This is a genomic window from Arthrobacter sp. NA-172 (assembly GCF_043952055.1).
Lineage (GTDB): Bacteria > Actinomycetota > Actinomycetes > Actinomycetales > Micrococcaceae > Arthrobacter.
On sequence record NZ_JBINOT010000001.1, the window covers coordinates 164,557 to 185,555 of the forward strand.

Annotated in this window: 23 protein-coding genes and 1 pseudogene; 13 read left to right on the forward strand and 11 right to left on the reverse strand. The window is 65.7% G+C overall.

Going from position 1 to position 20,999, the window contains the following annotated elements; genetic code table 11:
- Positions 1-7: 7 nt before the first annotated feature.
- Positions 8-1,468, reverse strand: a complete 1,461-nt coding sequence (rox, locus tag ACF0H6_RS00830) for a rifampin monooxygenase (RefSeq protein ID WP_395248071.1) — start codon at positions 1,466-1,468, stop codon at positions 8-10.
- Between the two features lie 351 nt (positions 1,469-1,819).
- On the opposite strand from rox, the gene ACF0H6_RS00835 reads away from it, so the two are divergent.
- Positions 1,820-2,422, forward strand: coding sequence for a dihydrofolate reductase family protein (locus ACF0H6_RS00835; RefSeq protein WP_395248072.1), 603 nt, complete (start codon positions 1,820-1,822; stop codon positions 2,420-2,422).
- Between the two features lie 171 nt (positions 2,423-2,593).
- The gene (locus ACF0H6_RS00840) at positions 2,594-3,217 is read left to right on the forward strand and encodes a dihydrofolate reductase family protein (RefSeq protein ID WP_395248073.1); all 624 of its coding nucleotides are present in this window, start codon (positions 2,594-2,596) and stop codon (positions 3,215-3,217) included.
- Between the two features lie 791 nt (positions 3,218-4,008).
- Here ACF0H6_RS00840 and arfB read toward each other — a convergent pair.
- Positions 4,009-4,431, reverse strand: coding sequence for an alternative ribosome rescue aminoacyl-tRNA hydrolase ArfB (gene arfB / locus ACF0H6_RS00845; protein WP_395248074.1), 423 nt, complete (start codon positions 4,429-4,431; stop codon positions 4,009-4,011).
- 236 nt (positions 4,432-4,667) lie between these two features.
- On the opposite strand from arfB, the gene ACF0H6_RS00850 reads away from it, so the two are divergent.
- The 4 genes from ACF0H6_RS00850 to ACF0H6_RS00865 all read left to right on the forward strand — a co-directional run bounded on the left by ACF0H6_RS00850 (position 4,668) and on the right by ACF0H6_RS00865 (position 7,056).
- Positions 4,668-4,997, forward strand: coding sequence for a DUF4234 domain-containing protein (locus ACF0H6_RS00850; RefSeq protein ID WP_395248075.1), 330 nt, complete (start codon positions 4,668-4,670; stop codon positions 4,995-4,997).
- Between the two features lie 290 nt (positions 4,998-5,287).
- Positions 5,288-5,911 carry a TasA family protein gene (locus ACF0H6_RS00855; RefSeq protein ID WP_395248076.1) on the forward strand — a complete coding sequence of 208 codons (624 nt, stop codon included), beginning with the start codon at positions 5,288-5,290 and terminating at the stop codon, positions 5,909-5,911.
- Positions 5,912-6,006: 95 nt separating this feature from the next.
- Positions 6,007-6,537 carry a signal peptidase I gene (locus tag ACF0H6_RS00860; RefSeq protein WP_395248077.1) on the forward strand — a complete coding sequence of 177 codons (531 nt, stop codon included), beginning with the start codon at positions 6,007-6,009 and terminating at the stop codon, positions 6,535-6,537.
- A gap of 240 nt (positions 6,538-6,777) precedes the next feature.
- Positions 6,778-7,056: an Hpt domain-containing protein gene (locus ACF0H6_RS00865; protein ID WP_395248078.1), complete on the forward strand. Its 279-nt coding sequence runs from the start codon at positions 6,778-6,780 to the stop codon at positions 7,054-7,056.
- Between the two features lie 104 nt (positions 7,057-7,160).
- Here ACF0H6_RS00865 and ACF0H6_RS00870 read toward each other — a convergent pair whose 3' ends face one another.
- The 3 genes from ACF0H6_RS00870 to ACF0H6_RS00880 all read right to left on the reverse strand — a co-directional run bounded on the left by ACF0H6_RS00870 (position 7,161) and on the right by ACF0H6_RS00880 (position 9,552).
- Positions 7,161-8,774 (reverse strand): phospholipase D family protein, encoded by a 1,614-nt coding sequence (locus ACF0H6_RS00870; protein WP_395248079.1) that lies wholly within the window; start codon positions 8,772-8,774, stop codon positions 7,161-7,163.
- 129 nt (positions 8,775-8,903) lie between these two features.
- Positions 8,904-9,167, reverse strand: coding sequence for a BTAD domain-containing putative transcriptional regulator (locus ACF0H6_RS00875; RefSeq protein WP_395248080.1), 264 nt, complete (start codon positions 9,165-9,167; stop codon positions 8,904-8,906).
- Positions 9,168-9,216: 49 nt separating this feature from the next.
- Complete coding sequence (locus ACF0H6_RS00880; protein WP_395248081.1) at positions 9,217-9,552, reverse strand: hypothetical protein; 336 nt, start codon at positions 9,550-9,552, stop codon at positions 9,217-9,219.
- Positions 9,553-9,720: 168 nt separating this feature from the next.
- On the opposite strand from ACF0H6_RS00880, the gene ACF0H6_RS00885 reads away from it, so the two are divergent.
- The 3 genes from ACF0H6_RS00885 (at position 9,721) to ACF0H6_RS00895 (ending at position 11,077) form a co-directional block, all read left to right on the forward strand.
- Entirely contained in the window at positions 9,721-9,879 is a 159-nt protein-coding gene (locus ACF0H6_RS00885; RefSeq protein ID WP_155854336.1) for a DUF1059 domain-containing protein, read from the forward strand.
- A gap of 84 nt (positions 9,880-9,963) precedes the next feature.
- Complete coding sequence (locus ACF0H6_RS00890; RefSeq protein WP_395248082.1) at positions 9,964-10,785, forward strand: sulfurtransferase; 822 nt, start codon at positions 9,964-9,966, stop codon at positions 10,783-10,785.
- Positions 10,786-10,873: 88 nt separating this feature from the next.
- Positions 10,874-11,077, forward strand: a complete 204-nt coding sequence (locus tag ACF0H6_RS00895; RefSeq protein WP_091562058.1) for a hypothetical protein — start codon at positions 10,874-10,876, stop codon at positions 11,075-11,077.
- On the opposite strand, the pseudogene ACF0H6_RS00900 reads toward ACF0H6_RS00895, so the two are convergent.
- From ACF0H6_RS00900 to ACF0H6_RS00910, 3 genes and pseudogenes are all read right to left on the reverse strand, one after another.
- Positions 11,074-12,068: pseudogene (locus ACF0H6_RS00900) on the reverse strand (NAD-dependent epimerase/dehydratase family protein). The gene ACF0H6_RS00895 and the pseudogene ACF0H6_RS00900 overlap by 4 nt on opposite strands.
- On the reverse strand, positions 12,065-14,782 hold the full coding sequence (locus tag ACF0H6_RS00905) for an alpha/beta fold hydrolase (protein WP_395248083.1): 2,718 nt from the start codon (positions 14,780-14,782) through the stop codon (positions 12,065-12,067). The pseudogene ACF0H6_RS00900 and the gene ACF0H6_RS00905 overlap by 4 nt, the downstream one beginning before the upstream one ends.
- Positions 14,776-15,798 (reverse strand): 3-oxoacyl-ACP synthase III, encoded by a 1,023-nt coding sequence (locus tag ACF0H6_RS00910; RefSeq protein WP_395248084.1) that lies wholly within the window; start codon positions 15,796-15,798, stop codon positions 14,776-14,778. The genes ACF0H6_RS00905 and ACF0H6_RS00910 overlap by 7 nt, the downstream gene beginning before the upstream one ends.
- A gap of 264 nt (positions 15,799-16,062) precedes the next feature.
- Here ACF0H6_RS00910 and ACF0H6_RS00915 point away from each other — a divergent pair, with 264 nt between their 5' ends.
- A complete protein-coding gene (locus ACF0H6_RS00915) occupies positions 16,063-17,094 on the forward strand; it encodes an NADPH:quinone reductase (RefSeq protein WP_395248085.1) in 1,032 nt (343 codons plus the stop codon).
- A 74-nt stretch (positions 17,095-17,168) separates the two neighbouring features.
- Here ACF0H6_RS00915 and ACF0H6_RS00920 read toward each other — a convergent pair whose 3' ends face one another.
- Positions 17,169-17,384 carry a type II toxin-antitoxin system RelE/ParE family toxin gene (locus ACF0H6_RS00920; protein WP_395248086.1) on the reverse strand — a complete coding sequence of 72 codons (216 nt, stop codon included), beginning with the start codon at positions 17,382-17,384 and terminating at the stop codon, positions 17,169-17,171.
- 108 nt (positions 17,385-17,492) lie between these two features.
- On the opposite strand from ACF0H6_RS00920, the gene ACF0H6_RS00925 reads away from it, so the two are divergent.
- Positions 17,493-18,182, forward strand: coding sequence for a DUF4386 domain-containing protein (locus ACF0H6_RS00925; RefSeq protein ID WP_395248087.1), 690 nt, complete (start codon positions 17,493-17,495; stop codon positions 18,180-18,182).
- Positions 18,183-18,186: 4 nt separating this feature from the next.
- Here ACF0H6_RS00925 and ACF0H6_RS00930 read toward each other — a convergent pair whose 3' ends face one another.
- Positions 18,187-18,777, reverse strand: a complete 591-nt coding sequence (locus tag ACF0H6_RS00930; protein WP_395248088.1) for a TetR/AcrR family transcriptional regulator — start codon at positions 18,775-18,777, stop codon at positions 18,187-18,189.
- A gap of 111 nt (positions 18,778-18,888) precedes the next feature.
- On the opposite strand from ACF0H6_RS00930, the gene ACF0H6_RS00935 reads away from it, so the two are divergent.
- Together ACF0H6_RS00935 and ACF0H6_RS00940 are read left to right on the forward strand one after the other, a co-directional pair.
- Positions 18,889-19,515 (forward strand): hypothetical protein, encoded by a 627-nt coding sequence (locus ACF0H6_RS00935; protein ID WP_395248089.1) that lies wholly within the window; start codon positions 18,889-18,891, stop codon positions 19,513-19,515.
- Positions 19,482-19,925, forward strand: a complete 444-nt coding sequence (locus ACF0H6_RS00940) for a hypothetical protein (protein WP_395248090.1) — start codon at positions 19,482-19,484, stop codon at positions 19,923-19,925. The genes ACF0H6_RS00935 and ACF0H6_RS00940 overlap by 34 nt, the downstream gene beginning before the upstream one ends.
- A 132-nt stretch (positions 19,926-20,057) precedes the next feature.
- Here ACF0H6_RS00940 and ACF0H6_RS00945 read toward each other — a convergent pair whose 3' ends face one another.
- Positions 20,058-20,939 carry an SDR family oxidoreductase gene (locus ACF0H6_RS00945; protein ID WP_395248091.1) on the reverse strand — a complete coding sequence of 294 codons (882 nt, stop codon included), beginning with the start codon at positions 20,937-20,939 and terminating at the stop codon, positions 20,058-20,060.
- Positions 20,940-20,999: the final 60 nt, after the last annotated feature.

Genomic DNA, 20,999 nt, shown 5'->3' on the forward strand with positions numbered 1-20,999 from the left:
ACGGTTATCAGCCAGTGCCTTCCCGAGCGTCGCCGGCGCCCTCGGAGGCGGTTCCGAACCATGTCGGCAGATGGCGGAGCAGGTCCTCCTCGTCTTCGCCGATCCAGGCGACGTGGCCGTCGGGTCGGAGCAGGACCGCGGGCGCGTCCAGTTCCCCACTGACTTCGGCGACGTAGTCGACCCGATCCGTCCATCCCGCCAGGGAGAGTTTGCTCGTCTGGTCCAGCAGGAGCCCGCGGCCCTTGCGGGTGAGCTCATAGAGACGGCCACGCGACAAGCGGATGTCGCGCAGTCTTCTGCCGAGCAGCTCCGGTCCTTCGCCGAAGTCGTAACGGATGCCGATCGCCGTGATCTTCCCGGCCAGGAATCGGCCGACCTCCTCGAAGTTCATCAGCTCGGTCAGCAGCCGACGCACGGCGTGCGGGCCGGGCTCTGGGGAGAGTAGCTCGCTCTGGGCGCGTGTGATGGTCAGCACGTCTTCGGCGACCGGATGACGCTCGGTGTAATAACTGTCCAGAAGTCCGTCCGGTGCCCACCCGTCGACCTCGGCGGCGAGTTTCCAACCGAGGTTGAAGGCGTCCTGGATGCCGAGGTTCAAACCCTGCCCTCCCAAGGGCGGGTGGACGTGCGCCGCGTCGCCGGCGAGGAGAACCCGGCCTACTCGATATTGTTCGGCAAGCCGGGTGGCGTCGCTGAAACGGGACAGCGAGCGTGGTGAGTGGGCACCGAAGTCGGTGCCCGCGTAGGCCAGAAGCTGCGTTCGGAACGCGTCCAGGGTCGGCGGGACCGAGCGATCTTCGGCGACGGTCGCCGCGGGCACGACGGCGCGGTAGAGGCCATCACCGGCCGGCCCGATACCGAATCCCCTGTGGGTCTTGCGGACCTCTTCTGCCACCATGGCCAACTCGTCCGGCGGAGTGGTCACTTCCACTTCGCCGAGGAGCCACTCGGTCCTGGCAGCCTCCCCGGGGAAGCCGATGCCGAGGAGTCTGCGCACCAGGCTTCGTCCTCCGTCGCAGCCGACCAGCCAGCGCGAGCGGAGCCATGTGCCGTCGGCGAGTTCGACACTCACTCCGTCCTCGTCCTGCTTGATGCCGGTTACCTCGCAGCCGCGGCGGATCTGCGCGCCGAGCTCGCCGGCACGCTCCTCCAACAGACGATCGGTGACGGGTTGGGGGATGCCGAGGATGTAGCCGTGTGCGGTGTCCAGGTTCGCCTGCCGGGGTTTGGCAATCCCGGCGAAGCGGCCGACGCCGTCGGGATACTGCTGCCCGTGTGCGAGGAATCGCTCCAGCAGTCCGCGCTGGTCCATGATCTCGATGCTGCGCGGGTGCAGGCCGAGCGAGCGGACCGCCTTGCTCGGTTCCGCTTCCTTCTCCAGCACGAGCACATCTACGTTGTGCAGACGCAACTCGCTTGCCAGCATCATCCCCGTCGGGCCGCCGCCGCTAATGATCACGTCGAACATATGAAACCCCCATCCAAAAGCTCAAGCGCGCCCTGGCTCGTATCGACTGACAAGTCCTCCGCTGCAGTACGGCACGGCCTGTCCCGGCAAGGCGTTCGCCACCGGCAACTGCTTGTTCATTTCCTCAACACTGAGGGACATGGTTCCTCTTCCTGCAGACACTTTATGCCGAGGTGCTGTCTAGCATGTCCTCTACATGATCCCCTTCGGTCCGCGAGTTCAATCATTGGAACACTATTCAAAGCGGACCGGAGATGATGAAGGAGCTGACGACGAGAATGCCTCACGTGCTAAAGTACCCAGAATCTCCACCCGACCGTATGCAAACCGCAATCACTCAGGAGGTTCGCGGTGCCGGACACCACCTGCCACATGTCGATCTCGCTCGACGGCTTCGTCGCCGGGCCGGAACAGAGCCGCGAGAATCCCCTAGGCAAGCGGGGGCCGGAGCTGCACGGCTGGCACATCGGGGACCCGCGAGCCAACGATGCCGACAAAGTTGCGAACGGCTGGCTCATGCGCCCGCGGGGCGCGTATGTGATGGGCCGCAACATGTTCGGTCCGATCCGCGGGGACTGGGACGAGGAATGGGCCGGGTGGTGGGGAGCCGAACCGCCGTACCACGCGCCAGTGTTTGTGCTGACCCATCACCAACATGATCCGATCCAGATGGATGGCGGGACGACCTTCCACTTCGTCACTGAGGGCTTCGACGCGGCCTACTCCGCAGCGTGCCAGGCCGCAGGGGACAACGGCGTGGATATCGCCGGTGGGGCCTCGACCGTCCGGCAGGCACTGATCGCCGGCGTGATCGACGAGCTCACCCTCGACATCGCACCTGTGCTGCTCGGTTCGGGTGAGCGCATCTTCGACGGGGTTGAATCTTTCGGCTTCGAACCCGTCGAGGTGCTTCACTCACCGCTGACCACCCACATCCGCTATCGCCGTGTTTAGCAAACTCCGCAGTCGCTGCCGGCCCTGTCCGCCCCTGTAAGGGCGCGACTGAACAGGACGGTGGAACGTACCGGTGCGGCCTGATGCGGGTTGCCTTGCAGAGGGATCGTGTGTCAGCCTCGAAGGAATCTGTCGCCGGGACGACGACGGGCGATAGAAAAGGAGCACCTCATGGGACTCATCCATATCGACCTGTTCACGACGCTCGACGGCGTCGCGCAGGCGCCCGGCGGACCCGACGAGGACGCTGACGACGGTTTCGCCTTTGGCGGCTGGCAGGCGCCTCTCTGGGACGAGGTCGTTGACGAGCAGGTCGACGCCGGGATGGCGGACTTGGACGCGCTGCTGCTTGGTCGCCGAACCTACGACATTTTTGCCGCATACTGGCCGCACGCCGACGGGAAAATCGCCCAGCTGTTCAACCGCCTGCCGAAATATGTGGCCTCCCACCAGACGCCGACCCTCGAATGGGCCGAGTCAACATTGCTCGGTCCTGATGTCGTCGCCGCCGTGTGCGAACTGCGGGACCGGCATGCGAACATCCACGTCATTGGCAGTCTCGACTTCGTGCAGACCCTGTTCGCCGAGCGGCTCTTCGACAGGCTCACGCTCTGGGTGTATCCGATCCTCCTCGGCGGCGGTAAGAAGGTTTTCGCCGACGGTGTGGTTCCGACGAACCTCAGACTCATCGAGCCGGTCGTCGCCTCGCCGAGGGGTGCGGTGCTGCAGCGCTACGCCCTCGCCGATGGCAGGCCTGGCGTCGGCGATATGTCGGCTGGCGATCGGGAGAGCTAATACAGTAGGCGGCTGTCCGCCGTCATAGCGTGCTCCAGAAAGGCCAGACGAACATCAGATTGCGTACTGGCGGAAATTGTTGGCGAATCTGCGTCACGTTCCATGGTTGGGACGCACTACAAATATGTCCGACAGGTCGCGCAATTTGGCTGGCAACAGGGTTGGGGAGCACTATCCTGCGAGCCAAAAAGCGTTGACGCCCCGGACCCGCATTTCCGGCACCCCCGCCGGGAGTGCGCGGTTGCCCCTTGAGACTGGGCGAACAGTGCGGCCGGCCACGTCGTGGTCGGCCGCATGGGGGTACTTGCAGACCGGATCCCAAGGCCTCAAACGGGGTTGCTCGGAAGCAACCTCGTCCAGCAAACGACACAGTCCACCGGCCGCCGCCTATGCGTGGGACCTTGCGCCCAGGGCGAGCAGATAGGAGCAGTTGATGAATTCAGTGGATTTTCAGATGGGCATCCTGGCGATGGTGGTCGTCGTGACCGGGCTAGTCCTTCTGGCGGGCACTCTCGTTCTCCTCATTGCGGTGCCCATGGTGGCTTTTTCGATCCGCCTTGCGCAAAGGTTTCGCCGGCATTCGGGGCCTTCGTCTCAAATGAGGCATTCCGCACTACCTCGCAAGCTTTCACCCACCCCACGGCAATCTCCTGTAGCGCATTTATGATCGACACGCAGCCGGTTCCCGGCGGACATCTCGGGTGCTGTTTGTAGTCCTACCGAGCGCCGTCCGGCGTCGTTATTCCCGGGAACAGGCGCGGACAACAACGGCCGGGTAGTCCGTGGCGTTGCTACTCGGAGGACGGCCGCTGCCGTAGTCGTTTGGTCGCTGACCGCTGCTGTTTTGTTGCGAGGTGACGCCGGGCTGATCCTCGAGTCGGCTTGGTGGGACGGCGCTGGGTTGCTTCGGGAAGAAGGGCCTCTGCGACGAGCTTGCTGAGCTTGTCTAACGCAATCTCCCGGTTACGTAGCTGAGAGCGACGCTCCGAGGCCGACACTGTTACGACTCCTGAGATGAGGCGAGGTCCGAGATGCGTGGCCAGCATTTGGCGCTGTCCCTCGGAGAGAACGGCGGAGCCGGTAACGTTCCAGGAGAGCTCTACACGACTGTCGGAGGTATTCACGTGCTGACCGCCTGGCCCTGACGAGCGCGAAAACCGCCAGCTGAGTTCCGCGGCGGGTACCGTGAGCGCAGGCGACACCTCCAAATCCATGCAGCAAGTGTTGCACGGTGCGTCAAACGGGATCTGACACCGCTTCTATTCGTGAATATTTCTGGCGCAATGCCTTACGAAGCGTCCGGCTCGGCTGATAGTCATACCGGACGCTTGAGTACGGCAACAAAGCAGGATCGAATCCGCAAGTGATTGTGGCCAGTTACTGTGAGTGGCTGCCCTGAGTCCTCCCGTCCCCGGACTCTCCGGAACGGGATTCTTCTACAGGAGGACCCATGAAAAACCGCAGTATCGCAGCGCCCTTGCTTTTGCCCCTGATCACGTTCGGCATCTACGCCCTCGTCTGGAGTGTCAAGACCAAGAACGAGATGAACAAGTCAGGAACGGCCATCCCTTCGGCTTGGCTGCTCATCGTACCGATCGCTAATATCGTGTGGCTTTGGAAGTATTCGGTCGGCGTCGAAACGTTCACCCGCAAGGGCCTGGGGCGCCACGCAGCCTTCTGGTTGATGTTCCTTCTGGGAGCTATCGGCTCGGCTATCGTGCAGCACACCTTCAACAAAACCATCGAAGCCCTCCCGGTACCGGAGGCCGTCGCGGCATAGTCCACGACAAAACGCAGCTTCGGTTGCTCGTGTGGCAAAAGTACCGCTGTCCCGAAATCGGGCGGCGGTTCTTTTTATGCGCCAGTTCGGCACTTTTCCGCGGTATGTGGCGGCGCACGGTTTCTGACCCGACACTGGGTGGGGATCTTGAGCTGATATTTAACTAATCTTGAAGTAAAGCTTGAGGGATGCTTGCGGCTTCCTTGAAGTCCTGCCGGAAAGTAGTGGTTATCGGGCAGCACGGTCCGTGGAACACCCGGTCTCACGGGCTTCAAGGAATGGAAACGATCATGGGTCTCAACCTGAAAACCACCACCGGTAAGGTCATTGCTTCCCTGGCCTTGGTCGGCACCGCAGCCGGCGTGGCGGGATTGGGAACCTACGGTGCGTTCACCTCCAGCACCTCGGCCAGCAACACGGTCGCCTCGGGCATCGTGAACATCGCCCTGGGCGCGTCCGGGACCACGAACCGGCTCAGCGTCGCCGCGTCCGGTCTGGTGCCCGGAGACACCGTGCAGCGCGTGGCCACCCTGAGCAACGCCGCCGGCAACCAGTCGCTCTCGGCGATCACGTTGACCACCTCGGCCCTGCCGACCTCGAAGCTGGACACCGACGCCAGCAACGGCCTGCAGATGGTCATCGACAACTGCTCCGTGCCGTGGACCGAGTCCGGCACTCCCCCCGCCTACACGTACACCTGCACCGGTGGCACCACGACCTCGGTCCTGGCCAGCCGCGCCGTCACCGGTTCCAACCTGGCCCTGGCCAACCTGGCCTCGGTCGCCCCGAACGCGACCGACAACCTGCGCGTCACCCTCACCCTGCCGGCCGCCGCGGACAACACCTTCCAGAACCTTTCCAGCACGGTCGCGTTCAACTTCACCGGCGCCCAGCGCACCGCCACCAGCAAGTAACCCCCCGAAAATACCCCCCGAAGCCAGCCCTTCGCCGTCGAGCCCCCCTGAAATACCGACGGCGGAGGGCCTGCACCAAAGAACGGAGACCCGCCATGACCGCATCACTGCTCCGCCGCCCGCGGGCCTCCCGGACCCCCACCACCGATACAACCGTGACGGCGACGACTGACGGGAAGCCCGGCCTGGGTGCGAGGGTTCTGCAGTCCGCCGTGCGGCTGGGTGCCACGGCGTTGATGGTCGCGGCGGTCGCGGCGTTCCTGTTCCTCGCCGTCGGGCCCCGGATCCTGGGGTACCAGACCAGCACGATGCTGACCGGTTCGATGGCGCCGCTGATCAACCCCGGGGACGTGGTCATCACCGTTCCGGTCCCGGTCGCGGACCTGAAGGTCGGGGACATCATCACTTACCACATTCCGGTGGATGACCAGCGGGTGGAGACACACCGGATCATCGAGCTCGCCGTGAACAGCCAGGGCACCGCGACGGTGCGCACCAAGGGCGACGCGAACAACGGCGCCGACCCCGGACGGCGACCCTGGCAGCGGGCCAGGTGGACCGGCAGGTCTTCACCGTCCCGTACCTGGGCAACGCCATCCGGGCCCTGCGGGACCCGGTGGTCCTGAAGGTCCTGATGTACGGGGCCCCCGCCGCCCTCGTGGTCATGGTCCTGGCCTCCATCTGGCGGAAAAAACCCGACACCACCGACACCGACAACACCACCACCGACGACGCCGCTGCTGACGCCCGGACCGGCGGGGCGGGACGGCCCCTGCCCGCCCTGGACCGGCGCCCCCTCAAGCTCCTGGCCAAGGAAATGAACAGCAAGGACGCCGCCGAGGAAATTCGCCGCCTCCTACACCCGGATGCTCCCCCAGCGGGTGGAGCGGATCAGCCAGGCCCTGAGCACCGGAACCAACGACCAGGCCATGGACGCGGTCCTCAGCCTGAAAATCAGCTCCTCCATGATCGGGGCCCTCGCCATGGAACAACACTGCGTCCGCCTCGAACGTGCCCTGGCCCTGACCGACCACACCGCCGCAGCCCAGGCCGGGGAAGACGTACGCAACCACCAGCCGAAACTGGAAAAAGCACTCCGCCCCCGCAAAACACCGGCCGGTTCCCCCGCCCGCCACGCCGCCTAGCAAAAATCCCGCCCGGCCCCGGCCACGGCTACGGCCGAGATTGCGGGTGCCACCGGCAGTCGTAGCAGCAATGTCAGGACCCTTGCTGAACCGGGCCCGCTTGCCTAGAACTCGGCAGTGCCGCGCAGCTGGCGGGGGCGGCCGTCCGGGTCCACGACAATGCGGCTGATCAGATCCGCCCAGAGACGTTGGAGAGGCGGCACGGGTTCTGGAGTGTGGTGTCGAACGTGTCCAGTGGGGCGGATCGAGCTTCGGCCTGTTTCGTGCCAGCGGTCGAGAGTGTCCGCGGCAGCGTTCCAAAGCTCGAGGCCAGCCGCCGGATCATGGAGCCGGGGGTCGTTCTGGTCCAGGCCCAGGTGTTCAGCCCAGAGTTGGAGCCGGAGTTCGCGGGCCAACGGCCCGAAAGTGTGACGGCCGGTATCTGTGCCGGCAGGTTCTTGGTTGGGGGCAGTCATGTCCAAAACGGCGCAGGTGAGCTCGCTGTCGGTGGTCCAGGACCGGCGGTTGAAGTTGTCTGAACCGCAGGTGAACCACGCGTCGTCGATGATGCAGATTTTGGCGTGGACGTAGATAGGCGTGCCGGAGCTGTTCTCCAAGTCGAACACGCCGACCCTGCCGGGCGCGGCCCGATGCAGCATTCTGATGGCACGCAGTTGCCCGATCCGGCTAGGCGGCCCCGCGAGAGGGCCATCGTCATCGGGGAAGCGCGGCACGACGACTATCACGTTCAAGTCGGGGTTTCGCTCGAGGGCCTCCGCGATTCCGGTTGCGACCTCCGTCGACCACAGGTACTGGTCCTCAATGTAGATCAGCGAGCGGGCGCGGGCGAAGGCCTTCGCATAGGCTCGGGCAACGCTGCGCTCTCCGTTGGGTGCGAACGGGAAGGGGCGACGTTTAATACCGTAGGTGCGGAGCAATTGCACTGCATGAGGGCCCGCCGGTGGTGGCGGTGGGGCAGCCGCTGGGAGCGGCTTGGGATGGCGGGGCATTCGGGCGAGGCGTTGCAGCAGCATCCGGTAGGGCGTGCGCAGGTCCAGAGGATGGGGGTCGTTCCACCGCTCAGCGAACACTGCTAGTAAATCGCCCACCACGGGCCCGCGCAGTTCGAGGGCGGCATCGTGCCACGGTGGCCGTTTCCCGTACCGGGAATCCATGGTAACTGCCTGCGGGTCTCCTGCGTGATCGGCCTCGTCCCGACGGCTGTGGGCAAGGTCGAGGCCGCCAACGAACGCAACGTCCCGGGACGGGTCGTCACGATGGCGGATGACGAAGAATTTCTGGTGATGGGAGCCGAACAACCGAACTCGCTGATCCAACAGCACCTCTCCGCCGGCGTCGTTGATCTGACGGCTGAGGAGTTCGTTCGATCGGCCGCTGATCGGGGCAGACACACGTTCGCCGTGGGATCTCCAGACCAGGCCCCGTACCTCCACTCCAGCGCGGGCCAACCCCGCGAGCAACTCGCCGATCGACGGTCCGTCCGCCAGCAACCGCTCGTCGGCGTCGCCCCGCCAGTCGGTGAACCACACACGGTCTCCCGGATGAAGGGCCGATAGCTCCTCATACAGCCGGGCGAAGTAGTTCGCTCCATGGATCAGGGGCAGAACGAGGTTGCCTTCTGACCACGACGGCGAGCCCGCACCGCCCGCTTGCACGTCCGTGGCCGGGTTCCCCCGTTCGGCGCCGCTCAGGAACCACGAACCAGCATTACCGTCCACTTGCCGCTCCTTTCGGGGCCCGAGGCCAGACCTCTAGTGGCCGGTCTCCAAAATAGCCTAAAACTGTGCTGACTATCTCACCGATCCGGCCAAAAGCGCCCGGCATGCGCGGATCGGCCGCCGCGGAGGTCAGGTCTGTTCGAGGAGTTGCTGGTAGACCGCGCGGGTCGTGGGGCTGGGGGAGACGCCGAGCTGTTCGCGAAGAAGCTCGGACAGCCGGCCGTAAACGGTCAGCGCCTCGGCCAGGTTGCCGTGGGCGGCGAGAGCCTGCATCAGATAGCGATGGCCGCTTTCGCGCAGAGGGTCGAGGGCGATGAGCCGGCGGCCGGCACGGATGGCTCCGGCGAGTTCGCCGCCGCCGATGCCGAGCTCCGCGGCGGCGTAGCACTCCAAGGCTCGCAGCCGGATCTCGGCGAGCTGGTTGCGGGTCTGGTCGATCCAATCAGCATCCTGGCCAGGGCAGGAATCCGCGTTCGGCGACGAACAAAGCGACCAGAACCGGCCCCCAGGCGCGGGACCAGTCCTGCTGAGCCACGGCGGACTCGGCGCGGTGAATTGCCTCCACGGAGGCTTCAAGGTCGATCCACGCGTCGGGGAGGTGAAGCTGGACGGTGACGCGCCCATCCACGGTGTCCGGGCCGAAGACGTGGCGAAGCTTAGAAATCAACGGGTTGAGGCGGGCGTTGATCCCGGCGGAATCGGGGGAGCGCCAGAGCGCCTCGGCAAGCTCGTCGCGAGGCACCTGGCGGTGGCGGTTGAGCACGAGGTAGGTGAACATCAGGCGCCCCTGACGTCCAGGCAGGGCCTGATCGAGCCTCAGTCCATTACGCTCTACGACTAGCGGCCCGCAAATTTGGAGACGCAGCGCTGACTGCGCAGTCATGACACCATGATCGCATGTGCCCTCATCATTTCCGGAGGGCCCCACCAGATTTGGGAGGTCGTTATGGCGAAGCTCATCCGATGCGAATGTGGGTTTGTGGTCCGCGGCGACACAGACGAGGAAGTGATCGGAGCGATCCGCGGCCACATCGCCAGCGACCACCCGGCACTCCTCCGGGCAGTCAGCCGCGAGGACCTGCTGGGGTGGATCCAAGTGGAATAGGGGGACGCACACACGTCCCGGACGCCAATGTTGCGCCAAGCTAAAGCCAACCCTGGCCCAACCTCCAGCGGGCAGACTGTGGACATGCTCATCGAACCCACCTGGCTGGCAGATCACCTTAACGATCCTGCGGTCCGCGTCGTCGAAGTGGACGTTTCCGCGGCCGCCTACAATCAATGGCACATCGACGGCGCCGCGCTATGGAACGTCTACGCCGACCTTAAAGACGAGCAGTATCGTCCGGTCGGCAGACAATCTATCGAGCGGCTGCTGGCGGCATCCGGCATCGGGCCGGCCACGACCGTCGTGTGCTACGGCTACGCTCCCGCGCTCGGATATTGGCTCCTCAAGCTGTACGGGCACGCCGACGTCGGCATCCTTAACTGCTCACGCGATGCCTGGCGCGCCGAAGGACATCCATACGGCACTGCGCCGGTCCGTCTGGAAGCGGCACCATACCAGCTTGCCGAACGGGACCAGCGGCTGTTCGCCGGCATGCCGGTGGTGCAGCAGGCCATCGGGCGCGCTGGAACAAAGATTCTGGATGTCCGCTCCGGGGCCGAGTACGCCGGGGAGCGCTTCTGGCCGTCGGGCGGAATGGTACCGGGAGGCCGCGCGGGCCACATCCCGACCGCCGTCCACCGGCCGTTCGGAGATCTCTACGACCAAAGAGGCGCATTCCGCCCGGTCGACGAGCTGCGCCGGGAGATGCCAGTGCGGGAGCTCGAGAATGAAGACGAGCTGATCACTTACTGCACCGTCGGGGGTCGCGCGGCCACCGCATGGTACGTGCTCACCGAAATTCTCGGACGCGAGCGTGTCCGGGTCTATGACGGATCCTGGGCCGAATGGGGCCTTCACCCCGACATGCCTGTCGAAACACTGCACATCACCGAACACATATGAGCGCTCAGCCGCGATTCCGGGCTAACGGATCTGACGCCGGTTGTTCCTCCCAGGAGTAGGGTTTGCCTTGGCCGACGAAGGGGTCAAGATGAGCTACAAATATCGAACTGTAAGAGTTCGCGGCACTGACTTGATTGGAACCATTGCGCGAAAACATGGGAGTGCGCCCGAGATCTACGAAACCTCGAAGGACGCGAACACTTCGGTGGTTCCGGTGTTTTTCCAGGCAACGGGCGAGATCCGATTCTTCGACAGGTCCATGCTGGAGGACGTCGTGACGCCAGCAAGTTAGTAACGGTGGCGAACCCCGGGCCGCTGACGGCCGTAGTACTCCGCCAGCCTCACCAGACCCTCGTCAAGCGAGACGGCAGGCGTCCAGTCGAGGAGTTCGCGGGTTTCGCGCTGGTCGAACCAGTGGGCGGTCGAAAGCTGCTCAGCCAGGACCTGGTCATCGGCGGTTCCCCTTCCCGGGCAGCCCAGGTCCAGACTTTCTCGACCACCGATCCTGCCGCCCGCGCAAATCTGCCCGGTACCGTCCACGACGGCGCGGGGACGCCGCCCGCGGCGCAGATGCCCGCCAGGAGCTCGCCGACCGGGCGAGGCTCGCCGTTTGTGATGACCAGCGCCCGGCCGTGAATGTATTCCATGCGATGTAGAGCGGCGACAATGGCCGAGGCTGCGTTGTCCACGTAAGTGGAGTCGATCAAGGCCGCCCCGGCGTCGAGCAGTGGCAGGCGGCCGCGGCCGGCACGTTCGAGCACCCGTTCCACCAGTTGCGTGTCGCCCGGACCCCACACAATGTGCGGGCGCACCGCCGCGACCCGGAATTCCGGCACGTCCGCGGCCAACGCCAGGAGCTCGGCCTCGGCCTTGGTGCGTGAGTAGTCGCCGTGCGCGCGGGCCGGGTCCGCCGGCTCGGCGCCCAGGCCGGCGGTGGCAGCCCCGGAGTTAGCCACGGATGGGGAGGAAACGAACGCCAGGTCCCGCACGCCGGCCTCGCGGGCCGCACGGAGCAGGCGGCGCGTGCCTTCAACATTCACCTGGTCGAAATCGGCGGCGCGGCCTGTGAACGAGACCTTCGCAGCCAGGTGGATGACCCCCTCGGCCCCGGCGACGGCGCGACGGATGGAGTCGTCATCGGTGACGGACCCGGAGAGGTCCACGGCGCCGGAGACGCCCGCGGGACGGCGCTGGAATGTGGTGACGGCGTGGCCCTGACGCACGAGCACCCGCGCCACTTCACGACCGAGCAGACCGCTCGCTCCGGTGACGAGAACCTTCACGGCTTACCCGGCCGGCCGCCCGCCAGCACCGCCGAAGCCCACCGGGACAAACGGGTCCTGTCAATTTTGGCGTTGTGGCGGATGTCGGTCGGCTGGGAAGGGACAACGAGCACGGCGGAGACGCTGACGCCGGCCAGACGGGCAGCGTCCCGGACGCGCCCTGCGAGCTGCGGTGAGGCGGGGCCGGCACGGCGGACGTGAGGTACAGTCTCGACCACGGCGACGACAGCCTGCGTCCCCGACGGACCGACCCCGACGACGGCCGCCAGTCCGACGTCGTCCAGGCGTTCGATGGCTTGCTCGGCGCCCACGGGCGTGACCACAGCACCCGGCGCCGTCACGACGTGTGCGAGGCGTCCCTCCACCCACAGCCGGCCGGCGGCGTCGAAATGCCCGACGTCGCCGGTGCGGTGCCATCCCGGTGTGCGGACGCTCTCCCGCAGGGTCAGCCAGAGCCTGTCGTAGGCCTCCTTCACATGCGGGGCGCACACGAGGATCTCGCCGGTCACTCCAGCCTCCGTGACGGGGTGGTTCCCAGGCGCGGTGCCGTCCGCAGCGAGCGGGATGACGGCCACGCGGGCGCCGTGGACCGGCCGGCCTACACACACGCCGTTGCCGGCCCCCGCCATGGTTGCGGTATCGGAAGCGGCGGCGCGGATCTGTTCAAGGCTGATGTCGGTCACGGGCAGCGCCTCGGTCATCCCGTACGGGGTGTGCAGCGAGGCCCGGGGCAGCAGCCGCTGCACCTCTTCGAGCAGGGATTCGGGGACGGGCGCGCCGGCGGAGAGCAGCAGGTCCACGCGCCCCAGGGCGTCGTGCCCGGCCCGGACCAAGTTGCCCTTAGTCGCAAGGACGTTGCGCAGCGCGGCAGGCGAGGCGAAGACCACCGTGGCGTCAATGGCCGCAGCGGCGTCAGCCAGCGCGCGGGCCGTCAGAGTGCGGGGCGCGGTGACGTCCATGGCTGGCGTCACCGAAACCGCTCCGAGCGCCGGCCCCAACAGGGCGAACGGCGCGAAGCCCGCCACAAGGCGGCTGCCCGGGTGGACTCCCAGCGTCGCTGCCACGGTATCTCGCATCGCGGCCAGCTGCCGGTGCGTGTAGAGCACGCCCTTGGCGGGGCCGGTGGACCCGGAAGTGAAGAGCACGGCGGCGGGGGCGTCCGGGGCTGGACCATCGATAGGACCTGGATCCTGAGACTGCGACGGCGGTTCGGAGCTGAGGCCGGCTCCGCAGCGGGCGAGGGCGGCGAGGGAGGTCTCGACGCCGAGGAGGCGACGGCGGCTGGATGGCAGCTCCCGCACGCTGATCCGCCGCCCCGGCCAGCCGAGCACCGAAGCAGCCGCAAGCGCCTTGTCGATTCCGATGAGGACATCCGGGGTGGCCCCCTTCACGGCGCGGCTCAGGCCGCGGGTGCCCAGGCCGGCATCGGCCACGACCACCACCGCGCCGAGCCGCAGGCAGGCGTAGAGGACCACGGTCAAATCCACACCCGGCGGAATCATCAGGCTCACCCGGCTGTGGTGCCCTACTCCGACCTCCTGCAGGCCGGCCGCTAGGTCTGCGATGTTCTGTTCGAGCTCCCGCCAGCTGAGCGAGCGGGCGACGCTGCCGTCCGCAGCCATTTCCGCGACGGCGGTGTCCCCGCCGTCGGGTCCTTCCGCGAGTTCGATGAGCGGCGCCCAAAGCGGCGGGATCCCGGTGCCGCGCTGCGGGCGCTCGGCGTCCTCCTTGGGCCCCGGATCGCCGGTCCGGGCGTCCATCCGCTGAAGGTCCGGTGCGCTCTCCCGGCCGAGATCGGCAAGCCACTCGAAGAGGGGGGCGGCGATGTCCCGGTCTTCGGCGAGCAGATGGCCGGCACCCTCGAAGCGGTGAACTTGCGCGTGCGGCAGCCGGCCGATGAGGTCCTTGAGGTAGCGGTCGGAAAAGATCGGGTCGCGCGGGCCCCAGAGCATCAGGGCTGGAACCCTCAGCCCGTGTAGCCCCTCGGCAACGTGGCTGAGCGCGGGGAAGCTCGGATGGGACGGGTCCGCAGGAATGTCCGCGACAAAGTTCCCCACGCCGGCCCGGCGGTCGGCGCCCCGGTAGGGGGCCATGAAGGCGGCGCGGACATCCGGTCCCAGCGGCGGGTGGGCCAGGGAATGCGTCACCCGCAGGAAGGCGTCCGACATCGTCGTTCCCCAGCGGTGCACAGCAGGGTGCAGGGCCAGCCGCAGCGACGCCGGGATGCGGGAGCCTGCGGGCTGGTGGACGGCGGTATTGGTCAGCACCACCCCGGCGAGCTGCTGCGGATGTTCCAAGGCCCAGCCGAGGCTGATCACGCCGCCCCAGTCGTGGCCGACGGTGACGACTTGCTCGCCGAGCGCGAGCGCAGCCGTGAGGTCGCCCAAATCGTTTATTCGATCCGCCAGGCGCCGGAACGTGCCGGAGCGCTCGGAGAAGCCCATATCCAACTGGTCCACCGCCACCACGCGCCACGGATGTGCTGGGTCGGATCCGGCGGCCAGCAGGGTGCGCCACAGGTAGGACCACGTCGGGTTGCCGTGCACGCACAGCAGGGTGCCGGCAGGAGTCAGGCCCTGGTGGGAGAGCTGGGCGCCGTTGTCGAGCAGGTGCCAGCGGCGCATCGTCCCGGGCTCATCCGCGGCGGACGTGGACGCCACGTCGATTTCCCGCGACCATTCGGGGTCGACGTCGGGCCAGTCGGCATTTACCATACGATTTCCACCATGGCGGTGTTCAGGCCGGACCCGACGCCCATGCACAATACGCGGTTGCCGGTTTCGAGGGTGTGCCCTTCGGCGGCGAGAGTCATCGGGAGGGAAGCCGGGCCCACGTTCCCCCAGCGCGGGAACGTGATCGGCACCTTGTCCGGATCCAGGTCTATGGCGTCAATGATGGCCTGCGTGTAGGCATTGCTCACCTGGTGCGTGACGTACCGGTCCATCGAGGCCCAGTCCCACTCTGGCTGGGCCTCTCGCCAGGCATCGACCACGAGCTGCAGGCCACCGTCGAGCAGGCCCTTGGTGTCAGTGGCCATGCCGTCGAGGCCGCCCACGCAGAGTTCATGGTGCTCGGTGCCCGCGCGCATCACGCCACCTATGATCCGATGGCCTCCAGGGTGCTGGTCCGCCGGACCCAGAACGGCCGCGGCGGCTCCGGAGCCCAAGGTGAGCGTGGCGAACTCGCGGTTGAAGTCCGCACGGGTCGTCTCGGGCCGCTGCAGCCGGGCCAGGGTAGCCTCCTGCGTGGCCTGGGCATCCTCACCGTTGACAATCACCGCGTATTTGATCTGGCCGGAGTCGATCATGTTCGCTGCCAGGGTTACGCCGTTGACGAATCCGAGGCACGCGTTGGCCACGTCGAAATTCATGGCCGACGACGGCATGCCAAGTCCGTGGTGGATCTTCACCGCGACCGACGGTTCGAGGCTGCGCCGCGTGACGGAGGTGTTGATCAGTAGGCCCACCTCGGACGCTTCGACGCCGGACTCGGCCAGGGCCTTCGCGCCAGCCTCGATGGCGGCGTCATCGAACGATGTTCCCGGGGCCCACCAGCCCCGGTGCGTGATGCCGGCGACCCGTTCGAGCAGCTTCGAGGGGAACTTCAGCCGCCGCAGTGTGCTAGCCAGCCTGCGGTCGAAATCCGCCGAACTGACAATCCTCGGAGCTTCGACGCTGCTCACCGAAAGCAAAGCGGTGTTGCGGTGTCGGAAGGTTGCATTCCCTATCAAATCAAGCCCCTGTTCGTTTCTGTCCTGTGCCCGGGCGGTTTCTCGCACCTTCGGCACAAGCCCAAGAGCTTAACTATGCCCGGTGCAGATCAGTTCCTGCATATTCCGCCAGCAGCGTCGGCGGAATAGTTCGCGCGTTTTGCCCGGAATTGACGCAGCGCCGCAGTCGATTGTAAGTAACCGGGGCTGTCACCAGGAACGTTGGCCGCATGTGTTCCGGCACGCGGCGGGAATTTTCGGTCGGGGCCGGCGTTAGGTCTGGGTATGAAAGCAATCGTGTACCGTGCCACCGGCGATCCGTCTGTTCTCGAGCTCGTCGACCGCGAGAGCCGCAGTCCGGGGCGCGGGGAGGTGCGCGTAAGGATCATGGTCTCCGCGGTGAATCCCACCGACTGGAAGTCGCGCCGCGGCGCCAAACCGGGCGAGCCCTTGCCCTTCGCGGAAGTCGTGCCGAACCAAGACGGGGCCGGAGTGGTCGACGCTGTCGGACCGGGCGTCGAGGGTCTCTACGTTGGTGACAGGGTTTGGCTGGCCCTGGCTGCCCACCAGCGAGCCGACGGCGGGACAGCCCAGGAGTTCGCCGTGCTGCCGGCCGAACGGGTCCTTCCGCTGCCCGAGAACGCCGGATTCGACCTCGGCGCAAGCCTGGGCGTTCCCGCGATCACCGCCCACCGGGCCCTGACTATCGCCGAGGACGGGCCCCGGAGGCTGCACCCGGGAGCCTTGGACGGCAAAGTGGTCCTCGTCGCTGGAGGGGCCGGCGCCGTGGGCCATGCGGCGATCCAGCTCGCCAAGTGGGCCGGTGCCGTTGTGATCACGACCGTGAGCGGACCGGCGAAGGCTGCACTAGTCACGGCCGCCGGCGCCGATCACGTCATCGATTACCGGCAAACCCACGCGGCCGCAGAGATCCGCCGGATCGCTCCCAACGGCGTCGACCAGATCGTGGAGGTGGCACCCGCGCAGAACGCGGAACTCGACCTAGCAGTGATTCGCAACCGCGGCTCGATCGCGGTCTACGCCAACAACGGCGGCGATCAGATGAACCTGGACGTGCGCAGACATTTCAGCCTCAACGTCCGGTACCAGTTCGTCCTGCTCTATACCGTTGGCATGGCGGCAGTGCAAGCCGCCGCCGAGGACATCAATGCGGCCATCGCCGACGACGCCCTTCCGGTGGGAAAGGCCGCAGGCCTGCCGCTGCATCGCTTTGAACTGGCCGATACGGCTGCGGCCCACGCAGCGGTAGAAGAGAGCATCGTCGGCAAGGTGCTGATCGATGTGTCAGCGGGATAGCCGATAACGCATCGAGTTCGGGTATCGCGGCCGGAAACTCGGTCCTGAAATCCTTGCTTCGTCTTGGCCGAGTCCTATCTGGGTCGGTATGCATCGGCACGGTGGTCGATGCGGTGGATGTAGACGGTGCGCGTTTCTGCGTCGAGGGTGAAAAACACCCGGTAATCACCGCGGCGCGCAGAACGCATTCCCCGTAGTTCGTTCACGAGAGGCTTGCTGAGCCGATGGGGGTTCTCGGCCAGGGCCCCGGTGATGAACTCGACAATGGCGGCGCCGATCTTGCCCGGCAACCGGTTGAAGCCGCCGAATAGCCGGACATTTAGCCGATAATTTATCCTTGCAGTCTTCCGGGCGCAGATTCTCACCGACCGGGCAATCTGAGAAATCCAAGGAGCTCTATGATGACCTCGGTTCCGTCGCCACAGAGAAAAGTCTCGCTCACCGCTGGCGTTCTGTATTTACTTACCTTTGTTTCGATTCCCACGCTCGCTCTGTACGGCCCCGTAAGAGGTGCGGACTACGTCCTCGGCTCAGGGCCGGACACCGCCGCCATCATCGGGGGCATCCTTGAGATCGTCGTCGCCCTAGCCGGGATCGCCACGGCCGTTGTCCTGTTCCCGCTGCTCAAGAAGCAGAATGAATCGTTCGCTCTGGGACTAGTCGCCGCCAGAATTCTGGAATCCGGCACGATCTTCGTCGGGGTGGCGTTCATCTTGTCGATCGTGAGCTTGCGGGAAAGCGGAATTGGAGCCGGGGCCCTGGTCGCCAGTCGTGAGCTCGCCGTACTTTACGACCGGATATTCCTCCTAGGACAAAGCTTCATCCCCGCTGTATGTGACGTTTTGCTGGGAGTCATGTTGTACAAGTCGCGCTTGATACCTCGGCCTCTTTCGCTGATCGGCATCGTCGGGGGACCGGTCCTGGTTGTCGGCTATCTGGCAATACTTTTCGGGGTGATCGATCAACACGGTGCGGCGGCAGGACTGGCCGCACTGCCGGTGGCTTTTTTTGAGTTTTCGCTTGGAGTGTGGCTCATCGTCAAAGGATTCGCCCCTGAGGCTCTTCTCGCACTTGAGTCGAAAAACTAGCTGCTCAGAACCCGGGCGGCAGCAGCCCTGTTGAAATCCGTGCCGCCGCGTCGAGGATTTCCTCCTCATCGGCGTCGAGGTCGCGCGCTGCGATGCCGAGCATGTTGATGGTCAGGAGAGCGAACCGGACGCGAAGCTGATCCTCGACGCTGGCCCCCGGTGGCGTAAGGATCGAGAAGAGCTCGACGACGGCGGCCGCCATCCCCTCGCTCTGCCCGGATTCTGACTTGAGTTCCCGGACAAGCCGGTAGTTGGAACCGAGGAATCGGAACATCCGGAGGCCTTGGGCGTGCACGATCTCGGTCCATCGGGTGATGACGGTCCTGCGCAGCTCCGGGCCGGACTCCTGCGTCCGCGCCCAGTCGACCAGATCCGTGATCTGCCCGCGCATTGTTTCCATCAGGGCCCGGAGGATGTCTTCCTTGCTCTTGAAGTGGTAGTAGAGGGCGGCCTTGGTAAAGCCGAGCTCCTCGGCTATCTGTCGCATCGACGTCGACTCATAGCCCTGCTCGGAAAACAGGCGCAAGGCAACCGCCTGGATGTTTTCCCGGGTCCCGCTCAGGGGCGGGACGGGAGTGCCATTTGCAAGTGTCATCGTTGAGTACTTCCTTCTTCGTGCGGCCATCTTGCCAACTAACCGGCCGGTAAGTACCATACTAACCGTGCGGTAAGTGAACCGCAAAAGAACTTCCTAAGGATGTCCCCTATGAAAGCTGACCAGGATCCGCTTCCCACGCGGCTTACGCCCCGGCAGATCGTCACCGCCATGAGCGGGCTGATTATTGCCATGCTGCTTGCCCAGTTGGACAACATGATTGTTGCCCCCGCTCTTCCGACGATCGTGGGGGAGCTGGGCGGCATGGACCATCTGGCTTGGGTCACCACCGGGTCTCCGGAGATCATCGGGCTGGGCGTGACGGCCGCCGTCGGGCTTGTCCTCTTCCTGGTCATCGAGAACAAGGCCGCCGAGCCGGTCATTCCGCTTCGCCTGTTCAGCAGCAGCAACTTCTCCCTGGCCAACGCGCTTGGCTTCATCGTGGGGTTCGCCATGTTCGGCGGCATCACTTTCCTTCCCCAGTTCCAGCAGTACGTCCAAGACCAGTCGGCCACCAGTAGCGGGCTCTTGCTGATGCCCATGATGATCGCGGCCATGATCGTCTCGCTGGGCGGCGGGCTTCTGGTCACCCGGACCGGGCACTACAAGTCACTCCCGATCGCAGGGTCCGCGCTCATGGCGGTAGGCCTGTTCCTGTTCTCGACCATGGGCTGGACACCCCGGCCTGGCAGTCGGGCGTATACATGGCGGTTCTCGGTGCGGGCATGGGCTGCATGATGCAGACCACCAACCTGATCGCCCAGAACAGCGTGGACATCAGGGATATCGGCGCGGCCACGGGCACCAGCACTTTCGCCCGGAACATGGGCGGATCGCTCGGGATCTCGGTTCTCGGGTCGATCTACGCCAGCCGCCTGGCCGACACCATGGGCAAGGCCGGCGGCGCCGGCAGCCTCCACCAGAGCGGTCAGATCACGCCTGCGGCCCTGCACTCATTGCCCGCGGCAATCCAGGCCCTGTTCAAAACGGCCGTCACCAGCGGCATCCAGAGCGTTTTCCTCTGGGCGTCGATTGTTGCCGCAGCGGGCTTCGTCCTTGCCCTGTTCATCAGACACGTCCCGCTGCGTGGCCACACAACCACCCCTACCGAGACTGTAGAAGCGACCGCGGAGGAACTCGCCTTCTGAGACCTCAGCATCCGAGGACGGCGTCTGGGGTCACGCTGAACATTCGGCTCTTGGATGTGACCGACCCAGCCGCCATCGAGCGGGAAATCGCCTACTGCATCGGCTCTAGCTGGTGACGGCGTTGGCCCTTGGTCAGGGCTGGATGTTTTCCAAGTCCGCGAGGAGGCTCGGGTGCGTCGGCTCCCAGCCAAGCATCTGACGTGTGTGGGCGCTTGAAGAAGGCTGATCGGCAGCGAAGATCGGGCCGAGCGTGCCAAAGGTTTCCTGTGCCACCGTCCGGACCGGTAGTTCGAGCCGCCGGCCGATGACTGTTGCGATGTCGCGTACAGCGTCGCCTTCGTCGGCTACGGCGTGCCATGAAGTTCCGGCGGGTGCCTGTTCCAGGGCCAGCCGGAAGAGGACCGCAGCGTCGAGCGCGTGTACGGCCGGCCATCGCTGGGCGCCGTCTCCTGGATAGCCGGACACTCCGGTACGGCGAGCGATAGCTGTCAGGATGCCGGCGAAACCGCCCCTGCCGTTGTTGTGGACCGTGCGTGGCATGCGAACGGCACTGCTGCGGACTCCGCGGGAGGCAAGATCCAGGACCGCCATGACGGTGCGTCCGCGACCGCCTACCATCCCATCGGTCGGTGGTGGGTCGCTCTCGGTGGAGGCGCGGGCTGCTACGTAAGGCGTACCCGAGGCCGTGACTAGCGGGCGGTCGCTGCCGAGAAGTTCCTCGCCCATAGTCGCGAGCGCGGCACTTTCTTCGCCAACCGCCCGGGCGAAAGCATCGGGGCTGCTGAAGTCGTTGGCGAAGGCCAAATGGATCACCCCGTCGGCCTGGGCGGCTCCGATGCGAAGCGCGTCCAGGTCCGCGAGGTCTCCCCGATGGGGTTCTGCGCCGGCCGACTCAACCGCGTGGGCGGATATATCTGATCGGGCGAGCGCGAGGACGGTGTGGCCGTTGCCAAGCAGCTCGGCGACGACGGCCGAGCCGATTAGGCCGGTGCCGCCGGTGACGAAGACGTGCATGGAACTCTCCTTAAGAGTGATGGGAGACTTGTCCCATCATGATACTCGATGACGGGACAA